This window comes from Terrabacter sp. 2RAF25, from assembly GCF_052115265.1.
In the GTDB taxonomy this organism is placed as follows: Bacteria; Actinomycetota; Actinomycetes; order Actinomycetales; family Dermatophilaceae; genus Terrabacter.
The window spans coordinates 224,810-241,482 of record NZ_JBFRGJ010000003.1 but is presented as its reverse complement, the minus strand read 5'-3'; the positions used below and the strand labels follow the sequence as shown (position 1 = coordinate 241,482).

Here is a 16,673-nt window from a genome sequence, read left to right as displayed (position 1 = left end):
CAAGCAGCAGGCAAGCAGCAGGCAAGCGGACGTACAGGGCCGTCCGACTGCCCGGCCCAATCGGGCCGGGTGCGTTCACCAGCACGTGAAGGAGAAGGCGTGAACAGCCGTCGCCCCCCCTCGGATCCCGGTATCCGAGCCCTGGCCAACATGGTCACCTCATCCGGTCTCTCACGACGTGGCCTGCTCGGCGGCGGCGTGGCCGGTCTCGCCGCCCTCGGCCTGTCTGCGTGCGCACCACCGCCCCCACCCAGCGGAGGTTCGGGCGCAGCACCGACGCTGACGCTCCCCAAGGACCTCTCCGACACCGAGAAGGTCGTCAAGTTCGCGAACTGGACGGCCTACCTCGACTACGACGACAAGACGAAGACCTACCCCACCTTGGAGGCGTTCCAGAAGCTGACCGGCATCACGGCGACCTACTCGGAGGACATCGAGGACAACGAGACGTACGCGACGAAGATCTCGCCACAGCTGCAGGCCGACCAGAACATCGACCGCGACATCTTCGTCTTCACCGACTGGATGGCCAACCGGATGATCCTGCAGGGCTTCGTCCAGCCCCTCGAGCTGATCCGGATGCACAACGCCGCGAACCTGCGACCCATCCTGCAGGACGTCTCCTTCGACCCCGGTCGCAACCACTCGCTGACGTGGCAGAGCGGCTTCGCCGGTATCGGCTACCACAAGGGCAAGGTCGGTCGAGAGCTCAAGACGCTCGACGACCTCTGGGCCCCCGACCTCAAGGGCAAGGTGACGGCCCTGCTCGAGTTCCGCGACACGGTCGGCCTGATCATGCTGCGCCAGGGCGTCGACATCTCCCAGCCGTTCACGGAGGAGCAGTTCCAGAAGGGCGTCGACGAGGTCTCCAAGCACCTGGCCGACGGCCAGATCCGCCGGATCAAGGGCAACTCGTACCTGCAGGACCTCACGAGCGGCAACGCGATCGCAGGCATCGTCTGGAGCGGTGACATCGCCCAGCTGCAGACGAACACCAAGGACGACAACTGGACGTTCGTGCTGCCCGACAGCAAGGGCACGCTCTGGAGCGACAACATGATGGTCCCGATCACGTCGCGCCACCGACGCAACGCGCAGCGGCTCATGGACTACTACTACGACCCTCTCGTGGCCGCCAAGGTCGCCGCGTACGTCGCGTACATCTGCCCCGTCCAGGGAGCCCAGGAGCAGATGAAGAAGGTCGACGCGACACTCGTCGACGACCCGATGATCTTTCCCACGGAGGAGTACCTCAGAGCCAACACACGGAGCTTTCGGGCACTGTCGGCGGCAGAGGACCAGAAGTACTCCCAGATCTGGAGCACGGCGGTGGGCAACTGATGGCTACGAACACGCGCGAGGCGCACGGCGACCTCGTCCTCGAGAACGTCACCAAGGAGTTCGCCGACTTCACGGCCGTCGACGACCTGTCGCTCGTCGTGCCACGCGGCTCGTTCTTCGCCTTGCTCGGGCCCTCGGGCTGCGGCAAGACGACGACGCTGCGCATGGTCGCGGGCCTCGAGCAGCCCACGGCCGGAAGGGTCCTGATCGGTGAGACCGACCTCACGGGCACGAGGCCGCACGAGCGTCCGGTCAACACGGTCTTCCAGAGCTACGCCCTCTTCCCGCACCTGACCGTCCGCGAGAACGTCGCCTTCGGGCCCAAGCGTCGCAAGGTTGCCGACGCGATGCGCCTGGCCGACGACGCGCTCGAGCTCGTCCAGCTCTCGCACCTGGCCGGCCGCAAGCCCATGCAGCTCTCCGGTGGTCAGCAACAGCGCGTGGCGCTCGCGCGAGCGGTCGTCAACCAGCCGGAGGTGCTGCTGCTCGACGAGCCTCTGGGCGCCCTCGACCTCAAGCTGCGCCGCCAGATGCAGGTTGAGCTCAAGCGGATCCAGAGCGAGGTGGGTCTCACCTTCATCCACGTGACGCACGACCAGGAGGAGGCCATGACCATGGCCGACACCGTCGCCGTCATGAACGGTGGGCGGATCGAGCAGATGGGCCCGCCCGAGCGGCTCTACGACCTGCCGCGGACCGCCTTCGTGGCCAACTTCGTCGGTCAGTCCAACCTCGGCGTCGGGCGGATCCTCGGCACCGACGCTGACTTCATCATGGCCGAGGTCAGCAACACCAAGGTCCGGATCCCCAAGCAGCGCACGGAGATCCATGACGGCGAGCTGATGTTCGGAGTTCGTCCGGAGAAGGTCCGCATCCACGACTCCCAGCCCGACGCCACCGGCAACGACGTTCGGGCCACGGTCACGGACGTCTCGTTCAGCGGCGTCGCCACGCAGTACCTCGTCACCGTCCCGAGCGGCGCCAACTGGACCGTCTACGAGCAGAACCTCGACGTCGAACCGATCAGCCTCCGGCCGGGTGACGACGTGTGGCTGTCCTGGGACCCCACGCACGCTTTCGCCGTGCCGGTCGACGAGGACGGCCGCAAGGCGGCGTTGGCGGAGGAGGGGGCATGACCACCGCCGTCGCGGCGAGCGCCCGCGAGGCCGGCAACCCACAGCTGACGCCGCCACGCCTGGGCACGAAGCGACGCAGGTTGACGCCGTACCTGCTGCTGGTCCCCGGCCTGCTCTGGCTGACGCTCTTCTTCATCGTGCCGCTCATCCAGCTGGGCTCGGCGAGCCTGCAGTCGCAGTGGCCGGGGGCTCCGGGCTACTACTACCGCGACGCCAACGCGGGCAACTACGTGGAGGCGCTCCGGACCTACGGCGTGCACTTCCTGCGCTCGCTGCTCTATGCCGGCACGGCCACCGTCCTCTGCTTCGTCGTCGCCTTCCCGCTCGCCTACGCGATGGCGTTCAAGGCCGGTCGCTGGCGCAACGTCATGCTCATCCTCGTCGTCGCCCCGTTCTTCACCTCGTTCATCCTGCGCACCATCGCCTGGCGCCAGGTCCTCGCCGACGACGGCTTCGTCGCGTCGACGCTGCGCACGCTGCACCTGCTGCCCGGCGGGCACATCACCGAGACGTGGGTTGCGGTGGTCGCCGGACTGACCTACAACTTCCTGCCCTTCATGGTGCTGCCGATCTACACCAGCCTCGAGCGCGCCGACCCTCGGTTGCTCGAGGCCGGGCGTGACCTCTACGCCGACCGGTTCACGAACCTGCGCACCGTCACGATCCCGCTCGCAGCCCCCGGCATCCTGGCCGGCACGCTGCTGACGTTCATCCCCGCCGCCGGCGACTACGTCAACGCCGAGCTGCTCGGCTCCGACACGAGCACCAAGATGGTCGGCAACGTCATCAACAGCCAGTTCTTCACGGTGCTCGGCGGCTACCCGACGGCTGCGGCGCTGTCGATCAGCCTGATGATCCTCATCCTCGTGCTCGTGCTCGGGTACGTCCGCCGGTTCGGCACGGAGGAGGTCCTGTGAGGCGCGCACGCACCTGGGTCAGCGAACACCTTGCGATGGTCATCGCGGTGGGTGTCCTCGTCTACCTCTTCCTCCCGGTCTTCTACACGTTCGTCTTCTCCTTCAACAACTACCGCCGGTCCAACATCACCTGGAACCCCGAGGGCAGCCCGACCCTCAAGCACTGGGCCAACCCGTGCGGCGCGCCGGGGGTCTGCCCCGCCCTCGTCGAGAGCATCAAGATCGGGGCCCTCGCCACCCTCGTGGCCACGATTCTCGGAACCCTCATCGCGTTCGCGCTGGTGCGCTACACGTTCCGGGGGCGCGGCTCGACGAACATCCTCGTGTTCCTGCCGATGGCGACGCCCGAGGTCGTGCTGGGCGCGAGCCTGCTGACGATCTTCATCCAGGCCTTCCGCATGGACCTCGGCTTCTGGACGGTCGTCATCGCGCACATCATGTTCTGCATCAGCTTCGTCGTCGTCACCGTCAAGGCGCGGTTGCAGAGTCTCGACCCGCGCCTCGAGGAGGCGGCGTCCGACCTCTACGCAGACCCGCGGATCACCTTCCTGCGGATCACCTTCCCCCTGGCCCTTCCGGGCATCGTCGCGGCCGCCCTGCTGTCGTTCTCGCTGTCCTTCGACGACTTCATCATCACCAACTTCGTCTCCGGCAACGAGACCACCTTCCCGAAGTTCGTCTACGTTTCCTACACCCGTGGCATCCCGGCCCAGGCCAATGTCATCGGGTTCTCGATGTTCGTCATCGCGATCCTCTGCGTCATCGCTGCCCAGGTCATCGGCAGTCGACGTCGTGGCGCGACGGCCTGACCGATCTGGAGTGAGTCTTCTTGCGTGTCCTCATGATCGGCTCTGGCGGGGTCGGTGACGCCGCCGCGCGCATCGCGGCCGAACGCGACTACTTCGAGCTCTGGGTCGTCGCCGACTACGACGCGTCGCGGGCCGAGCGCACCGTCGCCGCCGTGGCCGAACGGCGCCCGAACGAGAGTCGTTTCGTGGCGGCGCAGGTCGACGCGTCCTCCGCCGAGGCCGTCACGGCGCTGGCGCGTGAGCACGGTGCGACGCACGTGTTCAACGCCGTCGACCCGAAGTTCAACATGTCGATCTTCAACGGTGCCAAAGCTGCTGGTGCCGACTACCTCGACATGGCGATGAGTCTCTCGCAACGAGACCCCGAGCAGCCGTATGCCGTCACCGGGGTCAAGCTCGGCGACGAGCAGTTCGCCGTGGCGGGGGAGTGGGAGGCCGACGGTCGGCTCGCGCTCGTCGGCATCGGCGTCGAGCCGGGCTTGTCGGACGTGTTCGCCCGCTACGCCGCCGACCACCTCTTCTCGGAGATCGACGAGCTCGGCACCCGTGACGGCGCCAACCTCGTGGTGCGCGACGAGGACGGAAACGAGGTGTTCGCGCCGAGCTTCTCGATGTGGACCACGATCGAGGAGTGCCTCAACCCGCCGGTCATCTGGGAGAAGGAGCGCGGCTGGTTCACCACCGAGCCGTTCAGCGAGCCCGAGGTCTTCGACTTCCCGGAGGGCATCGGCCCGGTCGAGTGCGTCAACGTCGAGCACGAGGAGGTGCTCCTCATGCCGCGCTGGCTCGACGCAGGACGGGTCACCTTCAAGTACGGCCTCGGCGACGAGTTCATCACGATCCTCAAGGTCCTGAACACCCTCGGCCTCGACCGCACCGAGCCGGTGCGGGTCAAGGGGGTCGAGGTGAGCCCCCGCGACGTCGTGGCCGCGGTTCTGCCCGATCCGGCGAGCATCGGCCCGCGGATGACCGGCAAGACCTGCGCGGGGCTCTTCGTCACGGGCACAGGCACCGACGGGCAGCCGCGACGCACGTACCTCTACCACGTCGTCGACAACGAGCAGACGATGCGCGACTACGGCGCCCAGTGCGTCGTCTGGCAGACCGCCGTCAACCCCGTCGTCGCGCTCGAGCTGCTCGCCCGCGGCACGTGGAAGGGCGAGGGTGTCCTGGGGCCGGAAGCGTTCGATGCCGTTCCGTTCCTCGACCTGCTCGCCGCCCCGAAGCCCGGGGGCTACGGCTCGCCCTGGGGTGTGGACGAGCGCTGAGCACGCCGAGGCGGCGGCTCGTCGGTTCTCCGCGCGCCCGGGTCTGCGCGGAGGCAACCGCCCGGACGCGGTCGACCACCCGATCACGAAACACCAACGAGGACTAGGGTTCCAGGCATGGCAGCGGTGACGCAGAACTCAGTGATCGACTCGGTGCCCAAGGGCCTCTACATCGGGGGCCAGTGGCGCGACGGCAGCGACGGCCAGACCATCGCGGTCGACGACCCGGCGACGGGCAAGGTGCTGACGCACGTCGCAGCGGCCACGGTCGCCGACGGCCGTGCGGCGCTCGACGCCGCGGTGGCGGCGCAGTCCGACTGGGCGCGCACCCCACCGCGCGACCGCGGTGAGCTGCTGCGGGCGGCATACGAGAAGATCACCGAGCGCGCAGACGAGTTCGCGATGCTCATGACCCTCGAGATGGGCAAGACGCTCGCCGAGAGCCGCGGCGAGGTGGCCTACGGCGCCGAGTTCTTCCGCTGGTTCTCCGAGGAGGCCGTGCGCATCTCGGGCCGGTGGTCGACGGCACCCAACGGCGCCACGCGCCTCATGACGATGAAGCAGCCGGTCGGTCCCACGCTGATGATCACCCCGTGGAACTTCCCGCTGGCCATGGGAACCCGCAAGATCGGTCCCGCCATCGCCGCCGGCTGCACGATGGTCGTCAAGCCCGCGAGCCAGACGCCGCTGACGATGCTCGCGCTCGCCGACCTGCTGCGCGAGTGCGGCCTGCCCGACGGCGTGCTGAACGTCGTCATGACGACCCACGAGACCACCGGCGCCGTCATGGAGCCGCTCATCCGCGACCCGCGGCTGCGCAAGCTGACCTTCACCGGGTCCACGCCCGTGGGCCGGTCGCTGATGGAGCAGGCGTCCCAGGGCATCCTCCGGGTCTCGATGGAGCTCGGCGGCAACGCTCCGTTCCTCGTCTTCGAGGACGCCGACGTCGACAAGGCCGTCGACGGCGCGATGCTCGCAAAGATGCGCAACATGGGTGAGGCGTGCACTGCGGCCAACCGCTTCTACGTGCACGAGTCGCTCGCCGACGAGTTCAGCGCGAAGCTGGCCCGGCGGATGGGCGCGCTCACCCTGGGCAAGGGAACCAAGGACGGCGTCGACGTCGGCCCCCTCGTCGACGAGAAGGCCCGGGACAAGGTCAGCTCGCTCGTCGACGACGCGGTCGCCAAGGGCGCCAAGGTGCTCGTCGGCGGCTCCGCCCCGACGGGCGCAGGCTGGTTCTACGAGCCGACAGTGCTCGCGGACGTCCCCACCGACGCCGAGATGGCCCGCGAGGAGATCTTCGGGCCCGTAGCGCCCGTCACGACCTTCCGCACCGACGCCGAGGCGATCCGCCTCGCCAACGACACCGAGTACGGCCTCGTCGCCTACCTCTTCACCCAGGACCTCTCGCGAGCCATCACGATGAGCGAGGCGCTCGAGTACGGCATGGTCGGCGTCAACCAGGGCATCGTGTCCAACCCAGCGGCGCCGTTCGGCGGTGTCAAGGCATCCGGCGTCGGGCGCGAGGGCGGCTTCGAGGGCATCGACGAGTACCTCGAGACCAAGTACGTCGGCATCGCCCTCTAGCCACCCGTCGCCCGCCACCTCGCTGCCACGGGGCAAACTGCGCGAAACCGACCCGAGCCAGGCTCACGCTGTGGTGCAATCCCTTCCATGACGACTCAAGCGGGGCGCTTGGGAGGCGGGGCGCTTCGCTCGCTCGCCTCCCTGCTCGACGACACCGACTCGGCGCTGCGGCGCGGGGGTTCGGCCGGTGTGTCCGTGTGGTCATCCGGCTTCCCGGCGCTCGACGACACGTTGACCGGTGGCTTCCGCGCAGGCGAGCTGGTGCTGCTCGGTGGATCGCAGGGCAACGGCAAGACGACCATGGCCCTGCAGTTCGTGCGCAACGCCGTCGCCGCCGGGCGCACGGCGCTGTTCTTCTCCTACGAGCACGAGGCGCACACGCTCTTCGAACGCCTCGTCTCCATGGAGGCCGCGGAGCGCATCCCGGGCGAGGTCGCGACGGTGCACGACGTGCGACGTGCGCTCGAGTCCGACTCGGGCGGCCTCACCCTCGAGGACGTCCTCACGCCCCTCCCCGGAGCGCTGCCGGCCCTCTTCGCCCTCGCGGACTTCGGCGAGCGGCTGCACATCCACGAGTCGAACGCGTCGACGACCCTGCCGGAGATCCGTCGGATCGTCGACGAGGTGGCCCAGCTGACGGGCGAGATGCCGCTGGTCCTTGTGGACTACCTCCAGAAGGTGCCGGTGCGCGAGGCTCGCGACGGCGACACCATGACCGCCGCGGCCGAAGGCCTCAAGGAGCTGGCGCTCCAGGCCGGTCTGCCCGCCGTGGCCGTGGCCGCGGCCGACAAGGCCAGCCTCGGCGCCGGGCGCCGCATGCGCATCCACGACCTGCGCGGCTCGTCGGCGCTCGCCTACGAGTCCGACATCGTGCTCATCCTCAGCGAGAAGGTCGACATCGTCGCGCGCGACCACCTCATCTACGACCTCGGCAACGCGCAGCGGTTCAGCGACTGGTGCGTCGTCACGGTCGAGAAGAACCGGCACGGCCGCGCCGGCGTCGAGCTCGAGTTCCACAAGGACTTCACCCACGGCCGGTTCCACACCGATGGCCAGGAGGTCAAGGAGCGCCTCATCGACGAGAGGGTCTTCGTCAACTGACGACCCCCCGCTCCGAGGACGTATGCCGTGTGCCCGCCGCCTGCGGGGCCGCGCCGTCTCGCTCGTGCGCCGAGACGGCATACGTGGTCGCCGGTTGGAGGCGTCAGCGGGCGATGACGGTGACGTTGAGGTCGTCGCGCTCCTCGTCGACCTGCTCGAGGATCTCGATGACCGTCTCGTAGGTCGGGCGGTCGGCCTGGCGCAGTGCGTGAGCGCCGTCCCACACGAGCTCGACCGGCACGCCACGGGGGCCCTCGAGGTCACGGAGGGCGTCGAGCAACGCGTCCCAGTTGTGGCCGAACCACTCGGGTAGCTCGAGGCCGGTCGCGAAGGCCTCGAGCACGCTGGCCTTGTCGTGCCCGCCGGTCACGACGCGCACGTCGTGGCCGAGCCAGCGCAGCTGGTCGAGGTGGTCGTCAGCCTCGCTGTGGCGGCCGAGGAACGTCGTCACGTGCCCTCCCTGACGCGGTGGAACGACGCGTAGTGGTCATCGGTCCAGTAGATCTCACCACTGCCACCCGTGATCAGTCGTCGAGGTCCTCGGTCTCCGGATCTCGGTGTCACGACGGTGAACTCGCGGTAGTAGCCGCGAGTCTTGTCGGGCAGCAACCGCTCTCGGTTGTCGAACGTCTTGTTGTCGCTGCGGGGGTAGGGGTAGGGCCCTCCCGCCCGGATGAGCGTGAGGGTGTCGCGGGCCTCGCGGGGGAGCGCCGACTCGGACACCCAGGGCAGGCGCGACACCGGGTCGGTGCCCTGGGTCGTCGCCGGCGCGGTGGCGCCACCGACCCTGCCTCCCAACGTGGTGGCGGCGGCCGAGCCGGTGCGTCCCTGCGGGTCGGTTGGTCCCTGGGCCGCTCGGACGACGAGCCACGCCAGCACGACGACGACGACCACCATCACGCCGAGGAGTGCCTGGCGTGGCGCGACCGACTTCATCTCGCCATCATGCCCGAGGACCAAAGCCGCGAATCGCCTGACGCCGAAACCGTGCGGGGGGAGACTGCCGGGCGTGGGCATCCTCCGTGGCCTCCTCGGCGGGCGGGCCGGTCGTCGCGACGACCCTGCCCCGTCGGCCCCTGTCGTCGAGGTCGGCCACCGCGTCTTAGTCGAGCGGCCGCCGGCGACGGTGTGGCAGCACCTCGTCGAGCCGGCGCCGTCCGCGGAGCTGGGCGTCGACTGCGTGCGGCTGCTGCCCCTTCCTGCTCCAGCAGCGGGCGAGGTGGCCGAGTTCGTCGGGGTGTGGCGCCGCCGCAACGGGCGCCTCTGGGTCGGGCTGAGCACGGTCGTCGAGCTCGTCCCCGGCGAACGCGTTGTCGCCCGGTCGGCGGACGGCGCCGGGGCCCTGACTCTCACGACGACGCTGGAGACTCTCGACGACGGGTGCGTGGTGAGCCAGCAGCTGCGCGGCGCCATGCCGGGCGGCGCGGCCGCCTTCCTCCGGGCGTGGCTCGTCCGGGGACTCCTCGGGCTCAAGGCCGACATCGAAGGGCGTGACCGCCGCGACCTCGGCGATGCTGAGTCGGATGAGCTGGTCGAGCAGGTGATGGCAAGCGGCGTGATGGGGTCCGGCCTCGCGGTGCCCGGCGTCGCAGTGCCCGGCGTCGCAGTGCCCGGCGTCGGGGCTTCCCGTGCCCGGCCCGCGGCACTGCTGGGCTTCACCCCGGTCACTGAGACGGCGACCGTCGACGTGGCGGCGCCGCCGGACGAGCTGTGGGAGGTGCTCGGGGCGCCGTCGTCCGAGCAGCTTCTCAAGCCGGGGATCCAGCACCTGATCCGGGTCGAGCTGGCCGACGACCCCGGCCGCGAACACGTGGTGGCGGTGCACCGTCAGGACGACGGGCGGCGCGGTGGCACGGTCTCACTGGTGGTCGAGGCGGTGCCGCCGTCGCGCATCATCGAACGCGAGCTCACCGCCTCGCACGAGAGCGACGTGGTGACGACCATCGAGGCCGTGGGCGAGGGGAGCCGGCTGACCGAGACGTTCACCGGCTGGCTGCCCTCTGGTCCCGGACGCGTCGTCGACACCTCGTCGATCGGCGGGTTCATGCGGACGCGGCTCGCCGCCGTCAAGAACCTCACCGAGGGCGGTGTGCGGCCCCAGCGCGACCCGAGCACCGGGTTCCGGCCGCCGGGGCAGACGGCGGGCGCGACGGGCGCGACGGGCGTGACGACGGAGGTCGCTTCGGTGCCCTCGAGCGTCGTGCTGCCGCCGCCACACGTGCCCGACCCCGGTGGGGCCTACGACTACGGCCCGAAGTTCTTCTTCGGCGACCTGGTCTTCTACGCCGGCGACGGGGTCGGCTGACCCTGACCGCCGGTCGAGGCGGTCCGCTCGAAGACGCCGAGTCGCCGACGCACCCGTGGTCGGTGGTCGGGTCTAGCGTCGGAGAATGCTCGAGACCCGTGCAGAGACCGCAGCCCTCCAGTCCCTGCTCGACGCGTCGATCGCGAGGTCCACGGGCCACCTGCGGGCGATCATCACCGACGACCGCACGCTGACGGCAGAGCAGCTCGTCGCACTGCTCACCGGCATGAAGGTGCTGTCGGTCGCCACGGTCACCGCTGCCGGCGAGCCGCGCATCAGCGCCCTCGACGGCCATTTCCTGCACGGCACCTGGACCTTCAGCACGTCGGGCACCTCGGCCAAGGCGAAGCACCTGGCGGCTCGTCCTGCCGTCAGCGTGGCCCACGTCGACGGCGAGGACCTCGCCCTGTTCACCCACGGCTACGCCGAACTCATGCAGCCCGGTCCCGAGCGCGACGAGGTCGAGGCCCACTGGACGGCCCACTACGGCAGCAGCCCCTGGACCTGGGGAGACGACATCCGCATGTACTGCCTGCGCATGACCTGGGCGGTCGCCTACGCGTTCAAGCGAGACGAGCTGCTGCAGGCGAGGGGAGTGCCCGCCTGAGCCGACACTGCGGAACAATGCCCGGGTGACTGAGACCCCGGCACCGGCCCGCCGCCGCATCGTCCTGCTCGGCTCGACCGGCTCGATCGGCACCCAGGCCATCGACCTCGTCGAGCGCAACCCCGAACGGTTCGAGGTCGTGGGTCTCTCCGCCGGAGCCAACCTCGAGCTGGTGGCCCGGCAGGCCGTGGCCCTGCAGGTGCCCGTGGTCGCCGTGGCCAGCGGCTCGGAGCAGGACGTGGCGCGAGCGATCGCGAGCGCGGCCGACGCAGCAGGCGTGACGGCATACGCCCCCGAGGTGCTCGTCGGCCCCGACGCCAGCAGCACACTCGCGGCCCGCGACGCCGACGTCGTGGTCAACGGCATTACGGGCGCCATCGGCCTCGAGCCGACGCTCGCCGCGCTGCGCGCCGGCACCACCCTGGCGCTCGCCAACAAGGAGTCGCTCATCATCGGCGGTCCGCTCGTCAAAGCCGTCGCGGCTCCGGGGCAGATCGTGCCCGTCGACTCGGAGCACTCGGCAATCGCGCAGTGCCTGCGGGGCGGCCGCGCCGACGAGGTGCGTCGGCTCGTCGTCACGGCGAGCGGTGGGCCGTTCCGGGGACGCACGCGTGCCGAGCTCGCCGACGTGACACCCGAGCAGGCGCTGGCACACCCGAACTTCGCCATGGGCCGCGTCATCACGACGAACTCGGCCACCCTCGTCAACAAGGGCCTCGAGGTCATCGAGGCTCACCTGCTCTTCGACATCCCGTTCGAGCGCATCGACGTCGTCGTGCACCCGCAGCAGATGATCCACTCGATGGTCGAGTTCGTCGACGGGTCGACGATCGCCCAGGCCGGCCCGCCCCGGATGCTCGTGCCGATCGCTCTCGGGATGAGCTGGCCCGACCGCCTCGCCGACGCCGATGTGCCCGTCGACTGGACTAAGGCGCAGAGCTGGGAGTTCGAGCCGCTCGACGACGAGGCGTTCCCGGCTGTCGCACTGGCCCGACGGGTCGGTGAGGCCGGGGGCACGTGGCCGGCCGTCTACAACGCCGCCAACGAGGTCGCCGTCGACGCCTTCCACGACGGCCGCATCGGTTTCGTCGACATCGTCGACACCGTCGCGCACGTCGTCGACGCGTATGCCGCCGAGCCGGCCTCACGGGCGGCCGATCTCACGCTCGACGACGTCCTCGCCGCCGACACCTGGGCGCGGAGCGCCGCCGAGCGCGCCATCGGCTCCTCCTGACCCGAAGTCACCCCCGGTTCGAGGTGATCCCGCGTCAGATGTGACGCGGGATCACCTCGAACGGACGAGGGTTGTCCACAGGTCCGACAGCGAGCCCAGCGCGGTCGGCCTGGCGCCCGGCACAGTCGAGGTGTGCAGGGGAGAGACCGACGCGCACGGGCGCAGGAGCTGGCCGAGCCCCAGGGCGGTGTGGTGTCGCGCTCCCAGCTGGCCGAGGTGGGCATCACCCGTCACGACATCCGCAGCGAGGTCCGCGCCGAGCGCTGGCTGGTCCTCGGCTCGCAGACCGTCGGCACCTCGCTGGAGCCTCTCGACCGACTGTCCGAGCTCGCCCGGTGCTGGACGGCGGTGTGGGAGACGGGCATCGACATCGCGGCGGTCGACGGTGTGACTGCGCTGCGGCAGGCAGGTCTCGCCGGCTTCGAGGAGCAGTCGGTGCACCTGTCCGTCGTCCACCGCCACGACACCGCACCGCTGCCGGGAGCGCGGATCCACAAGGTGATCCGTCGCGTTCCCGGTGAGCTGGTGCTGTCCGGGCTGCCGCGCACCCGTCCCGAGGTCGCGGCGGTCCGAGCCTCCCACTGGGCCGCGAGCGACCGTCAGGCCGCCCTGATCCTCCTCATGACCGTGCAGCAGAGGCTCACCACATCCCAGCGGCTTGCCGAGGCGCAGAAGGTCGTCCGTGGACGCACCCGACGGGCCTTCATCCGCGCGGTGGTTCGCGACATCGCGTTCGGCGTCCAGAGTCTCGGTGAGCTCGACTTCGCGCGCCTCTGCAGGGTTCGGGGCCTGCCGGAGCCCGATCGTCAGGGGGTTCGACGTGGACCGCGAGGCCGTATCTACCTCGATGTCGGATGGGACGACCACGACCTGATCGTCGAGATCGACGGCGCACAGCACCGCTGGGGGCTGGCCGTGACGACGGACAACCTGCGACAGAACGCGGTCGTGCTCGGTGGCGATCGTGTGCTGAGGATCGACGTGATCGGGTTGCGACTGGAGACGGACCTCTTCATGGGCCAGGTAGCAGTCGGCTTGGGCGGGGAGGCGGCCGCCTGACTGATGGTTCGAGGTGATCCCGCGTCACATCTGACGCGGCATCACCTCGAACGGAATCACAGGGAGTGGATGTGACAATGGGACTGTGCTGTTTCTCGTAGGGGTCCTGGTCGTCGTCATCGGCGTGGCGCTGAGCATCGCGCTGCACGAGATCGGCCACCTGGTGCCGGCCAAGAAGTTCGGCGTCAAGGTCACCCAGTACATGGTCGGCTTCGGACCCACCGTCTGGTCCCGCAAGCGCGGCGAGACCGAGTACGGCATCAAGGCCATCCCGCTCGGTGGCTACGTCCGCATGATCGGCATGCTGCCGCCACGCCCCGGGGACAAGCCCGGCGAGCTGCGCACCCTCTCGACCGGCCGGTTCAGCCAGATGGTCGACCAGGCCCGCGCCGACTCGATGGAGGAGGTCCAGCCGGGCGACGAGGACCGCGTCTTCTACAAGCTCCACCCGGCCAAGAAGATCGTCATCATGCTAGGCGGTCCGGTGATGAACCTCGTCATCGCGGCCGTGCTCCTGACCGGCGTCATCACCCTCTACGGGCTGCCTCAGGTCGCCCCGAAGGTGGGCCTGCTGTCCCAGTGCGTGCCGACCGCGGCACCCACACTCCAGGTGCCCCAGCCGAAGTGCCAGCCCGGTGACCCCGTCGCACCGGCCAAGGCGGCCGGGCTGCGGGAGGGTGACCGCGTCGTCTCGGTCGACGGCAAGGCCGTCACCACGTGGGAGCAGGTCTCGGGCGCCATCCGCGACAGCCAGGGCCGCGCCATGACCTGGGTCGTCCAGCGCGGCGACCAGAAGGTGCCGGTCACCATCACGCCCGCCGTGCTCCAGCGCGCGACCTACGACGACCAGGGCAACGCCGTCGCCAAGGACGGCAGGCTCGTGCTCGCCTCCATGGGCTTCGCCGGCATCACGCCCGGTCAGGAGCTGGTGAAGACGCCGCTGCTCCAGGCGCCCAAGTTCGTCTGGGACCGCACCGTCGACACGGCCTCGATCATCGTCCGCATCCCGCAGAAGATGGCCGGGGTCGTCCAGGCCGCCTTCGGCTCCGACGAGCGCGACCCCAACGGGCCGATCTCCGTGGTCGGCGTCGGTCGCATCGGCGGCGAGGTGGCGGCGCTCGACATCCCGGCCGACGAGGGTGGCAACTGGCTCAAGATCGCCCAGCTCATCCTGCTCATCGCCTCGCTCAACCTCGCCCTCTTCGTCTTCAACCTGGTCCCGCTGCTGCCGCTCGACGGCGGCCACGTGGCGGGGGCCCTGTGGGAGGCTGTCAAGAAGGGCTGGGCCCGTCTGCGCAACCGGCCCGACCCGGGCTTTGTCGACGTGGCCAAGGGCCTGCCCGTCGCGTACGCCATGAGCCTCGTGCTCATCACGATGTCGGTGCTGCTCATCTACGCCGACATCGTCAAGCCCATCAAGCTGTTCGGCTGAGGCCCGCCCGCGACCGAGCGGGTGGCCCGGGCGAGACATAATGGCGGCATGAGCGTCTCCCTCGGTATGCCGCCGCTGCCCCCGCCGGTCCTCGCGCCCCGTCGCCAGACCCGCCAGATCCAGGTCGGCAAGGTGGGCGTCGGCAGCGACTTCCCGGTCTCCGTGCAGTCGATGACGACGACGCCGACGACCGACATCAACGCGACGCTCCAGCAGATCGCCGAGCTCACCGCGTCCGGCTGTGACATCGTGCGCGTCGCGTGCCCCAGCCAGGACGACGCCGACGCGCTGCCCGCGATCGCGCGGAAGAGCCAGATCCCGGTCATCGCCGACATCCACTTCCAGCCGAAGTACGTCTACGCGGCGATCGACGCCGGGTGCGCGGCGGTGCGGGTCAACCCGGGCAACATCCGCCAGTTCGACGACCAGGTCAAGGAGATCGCCCGCGCCGCGAAGGATGCCGGGGTCTCGATCCGCATCGGCGTCAACGCCGGCTCGCTCGACAAGCGGATCATGGAGAAGTACGGCAAGGCGACGCCCGAGGCGCTCGTCGAGTCGGCGGTCTGGGAGGCGAGCCTCTTCGAGGAGCACGACTTCCACGACTTCAAGATCTCGGTCAAGCACAACGACCCCGTCGTCATGGTGCGCGCCTACGAGCTGCTCGCCGAGCGCGGCGACTGGCCCCTGCACCTCGGCGTCACGGAGGCCGGTCCGGCGTTCCAGGGCACGATCAAGTCGGCGACCGCCTTCGGCGCGCTCCTCTCGCGCGGCATCGGCGACACGATCCGCGTCTCGCTGAGCGCCCCGCCGGTCGAGGAGGTCAAGGTCGGCATCCAGATCCTGCAGAGCCTCAACCTGCGGCCCCGCAAGCTGGAGATCGTCTCCTGCCCCTCGTGCGGCCGCGCCCAGGTCGACGTCTACACGCTCGCCGACCAGGTGACCGCCGGACTCGAGGGCATGACCGTGCCGCTGCGCGTCGCCGTCATGGGCTGCGTCGTCAACGGCCCGGGCGAGGCCCGGGAGGCCGACCTCGGAGTCGCCTCCGGCAACGGCAAGGGTCAGATCTTCGTCAAGGGCGAGGTCATCAAGACCGTCCCCGAGGCCCAGATCGTCGAGACCCTCATCGAGGAGGCCATGCGCCTCGCCGACGAGATGGGCGAACCCGTCGACGAGGACTCCGCCGGCGCCCCCAGCGTCACCGTCGGCTGAGTGCGCCGGCCCGGCACCATCCGGTATGCCGTGGTGCGCGAGCTCGCGGACCGCGTCCTCACGCTGAGGCCGGGGCAGCGGGCCACGGTGGCAATCGACGGGTTCGACGGCGCCGGCAAGACGGTGCTCGCCGACCAGCTCGGCGAGATCGTCGCCGGCGACCGCGACGTGCTGCGCGTGTCGATCGACGGCTTCCACCGGCCCGAGGCCGAGCGCAAGCGCCGGGGCCGTGGCGCCGACACCTTCTACGAGGACTCCTACGACTACCGCTCGTTCCGGCGCGCGGTCATCGAGCCGTTCCGTCTCGGCCGACCAGTGACACCCGCCGTCCATGACGTGGAGCAGGACCGGGCCGTGCACCCGCACCCGGTCGACGTCGGACCAGACACGGTGCTGCTCGTCGACGGCATCTTCCTCCAGCGTCCGCAGCTCGACGGCGTGTGGGACGCGACGGTCTGGGTCGACGTGCCCCTCGAGGTCTCGGTGCCGCGGGGAAACCCCCGCTTCGGCGCGGGGCACGACCCTGACCCCGAGGCGTCGTCGAACGCCCGCTACGTCGGGGGCCAACGCCTCTATCTCGCCGAGGCCGACCCGCGTGGGCGCGCCACCTGGGTCTTCGACAACACCGACCTGGCCCGACCGGTCCTGCGCCCTTGACCTGACGGAGT

16 protein-coding genes are annotated in these 16,673 nt (G+C 69.9%); 14 read left to right on the top strand and 2 right to left on the bottom strand.

What is annotated here, in order from left to right:
- Nucleotides 1-99 precede the first annotated feature (99 nt).
- From AB4091_RS10070 to AB4091_RS10040, 7 genes are all read left to right on the top strand, one after another.
- Nucleotides 100-1,341: a polyamine ABC transporter substrate-binding protein gene (locus tag AB4091_RS10070; protein ID WP_442291614.1), complete on the top strand. Its 1,242-nt coding sequence runs from the start codon at nucleotides 100-102 to the stop codon at nucleotides 1,339-1,341.
- The gene (locus tag AB4091_RS10065; RefSeq protein WP_442291613.1) at nucleotides 1,341-2,477 is read left to right on the top strand and encodes an ABC transporter ATP-binding protein; all 1,137 of its coding nucleotides are present in this window, start codon (nucleotides 1,341-1,343) and stop codon (nucleotides 2,475-2,477) included. The genes AB4091_RS10070 and AB4091_RS10065 overlap by 1 nt, the downstream gene beginning before the upstream one ends.
- Nucleotides 2,474-3,394 (top strand): ABC transporter permease, encoded by a 921-nt coding sequence (locus AB4091_RS10060; protein ID WP_442291612.1) that lies wholly within the window; start codon nucleotides 2,474-2,476, stop codon nucleotides 3,392-3,394. The genes AB4091_RS10065 and AB4091_RS10060 overlap by 4 nt, the downstream gene beginning before the upstream one ends.
- A complete protein-coding gene (locus AB4091_RS10055; protein ID WP_442291611.1) occupies nucleotides 3,391-4,203 on the top strand; it encodes an ABC transporter permease in 813 nt (270 codons plus the stop codon). Before AB4091_RS10060 ends, AB4091_RS10055 begins: the two co-directional genes overlap by 4 nt.
- A 20-nt stretch (nucleotides 4,204-4,223) precedes the next feature.
- Nucleotides 4,224-5,471 carry a saccharopine dehydrogenase family protein gene (locus AB4091_RS10050; protein ID WP_442291610.1) on the top strand — a complete coding sequence of 416 codons (1,248 nt, stop codon included), beginning with the start codon at nucleotides 4,224-4,226 and terminating at the stop codon, nucleotides 5,469-5,471.
- 117 nt (nucleotides 5,472-5,588) lie between these two features.
- Nucleotides 5,589-7,058 (top strand): NAD-dependent succinate-semialdehyde dehydrogenase, encoded by a 1,470-nt coding sequence (locus tag AB4091_RS10045; protein ID WP_442291609.1) that lies wholly within the window; start codon nucleotides 5,589-5,591, stop codon nucleotides 7,056-7,058.
- An 87-nt stretch (nucleotides 7,059-7,145) separates the two neighbouring features.
- The gene (locus tag AB4091_RS10040) at nucleotides 7,146-8,159 is read left to right on the top strand and encodes a DnaB-like helicase C-terminal domain-containing protein (RefSeq protein WP_442291608.1); all 1,014 of its coding nucleotides are present in this window, start codon (nucleotides 7,146-7,148) and stop codon (nucleotides 8,157-8,159) included.
- Between the two features lie 103 nt (nucleotides 8,160-8,262).
- Here the strand turns inward: AB4091_RS10040 and AB4091_RS10035 are convergent, their stop codons facing one another.
- Both AB4091_RS10035 and AB4091_RS10030 read right to left on the bottom strand, forming a co-directional pair.
- Nucleotides 8,263-8,610, bottom strand: a complete 348-nt coding sequence (locus AB4091_RS10035; RefSeq protein ID WP_442291607.1) for a barstar family protein — start codon at nucleotides 8,608-8,610, stop codon at nucleotides 8,263-8,265.
- Nucleotides 8,607-9,095: a ribonuclease domain-containing protein gene (locus tag AB4091_RS10030; RefSeq protein WP_442291606.1), complete on the bottom strand. Its 489-nt coding sequence runs from the start codon at nucleotides 9,093-9,095 to the stop codon at nucleotides 8,607-8,609. Before AB4091_RS10030 ends, AB4091_RS10035 begins: the two co-directional genes overlap by 4 nt.
- Before the next feature lie 73 nt (nucleotides 9,096-9,168).
- Here AB4091_RS10030 and AB4091_RS10025 point away from each other — a divergent pair, with 73 nt between their 5' ends.
- The 7 genes from AB4091_RS10025 to AB4091_RS09995 all read left to right on the top strand — a co-directional run bounded on the left by AB4091_RS10025 (nucleotide 9,169) and on the right by AB4091_RS09995 (nucleotide 16,662).
- Nucleotides 9,169-10,464 carry an SRPBCC family protein gene (locus AB4091_RS10025; RefSeq protein ID WP_442291605.1) on the top strand — a complete coding sequence of 432 codons (1,296 nt, stop codon included), beginning with the start codon at nucleotides 9,169-9,171 and terminating at the stop codon, nucleotides 10,462-10,464.
- A gap of 85 nt (nucleotides 10,465-10,549) precedes the next feature.
- Nucleotides 10,550-11,071 carry a pyridoxamine 5'-phosphate oxidase family protein gene (locus AB4091_RS10020; protein WP_442291604.1) on the top strand — a complete coding sequence of 174 codons (522 nt, stop codon included), beginning with the start codon at nucleotides 10,550-10,552 and terminating at the stop codon, nucleotides 11,069-11,071.
- A gap of 25 nt (nucleotides 11,072-11,096) precedes the next feature.
- Nucleotides 11,097-12,305, top strand: coding sequence for a 1-deoxy-D-xylulose-5-phosphate reductoisomerase (gene dxr, locus AB4091_RS10015; protein ID WP_442291603.1), 1,209 nt, complete (start codon nucleotides 11,097-11,099; stop codon nucleotides 12,303-12,305).
- Nucleotides 12,306-12,437: 132 nt separating this feature from the next.
- The gene (locus tag AB4091_RS10010; RefSeq protein ID WP_442291602.1) at nucleotides 12,438-13,364 is read left to right on the top strand and encodes a hypothetical protein; all 927 of its coding nucleotides are present in this window, start codon (nucleotides 12,438-12,440) and stop codon (nucleotides 13,362-13,364) included.
- Between the two features lie 85 nt (nucleotides 13,365-13,449).
- Nucleotides 13,450-14,796 (top strand): M50 family metallopeptidase, encoded by a 1,347-nt coding sequence (locus tag AB4091_RS10005; RefSeq protein ID WP_442291601.1) that lies wholly within the window; start codon nucleotides 13,450-13,452, stop codon nucleotides 14,794-14,796.
- A gap of 48 nt (nucleotides 14,797-14,844) precedes the next feature.
- Nucleotides 14,845-16,005 (top strand): flavodoxin-dependent (E)-4-hydroxy-3-methylbut-2-enyl-diphosphate synthase, encoded by a 1,161-nt coding sequence (gene ispG / locus AB4091_RS10000; RefSeq protein ID WP_442291600.1) that lies wholly within the window; start codon nucleotides 14,845-14,847, stop codon nucleotides 16,003-16,005.
- Nucleotides 16,006-16,662, top strand: a complete 657-nt coding sequence (locus AB4091_RS09995; RefSeq protein WP_442291599.1) for a uridine kinase — start codon at nucleotides 16,006-16,008, stop codon at nucleotides 16,660-16,662. It begins immediately after the preceding gene.
- The last annotated feature ends 11 nt before the right edge of the window (nucleotides 16,663-16,673 follow it).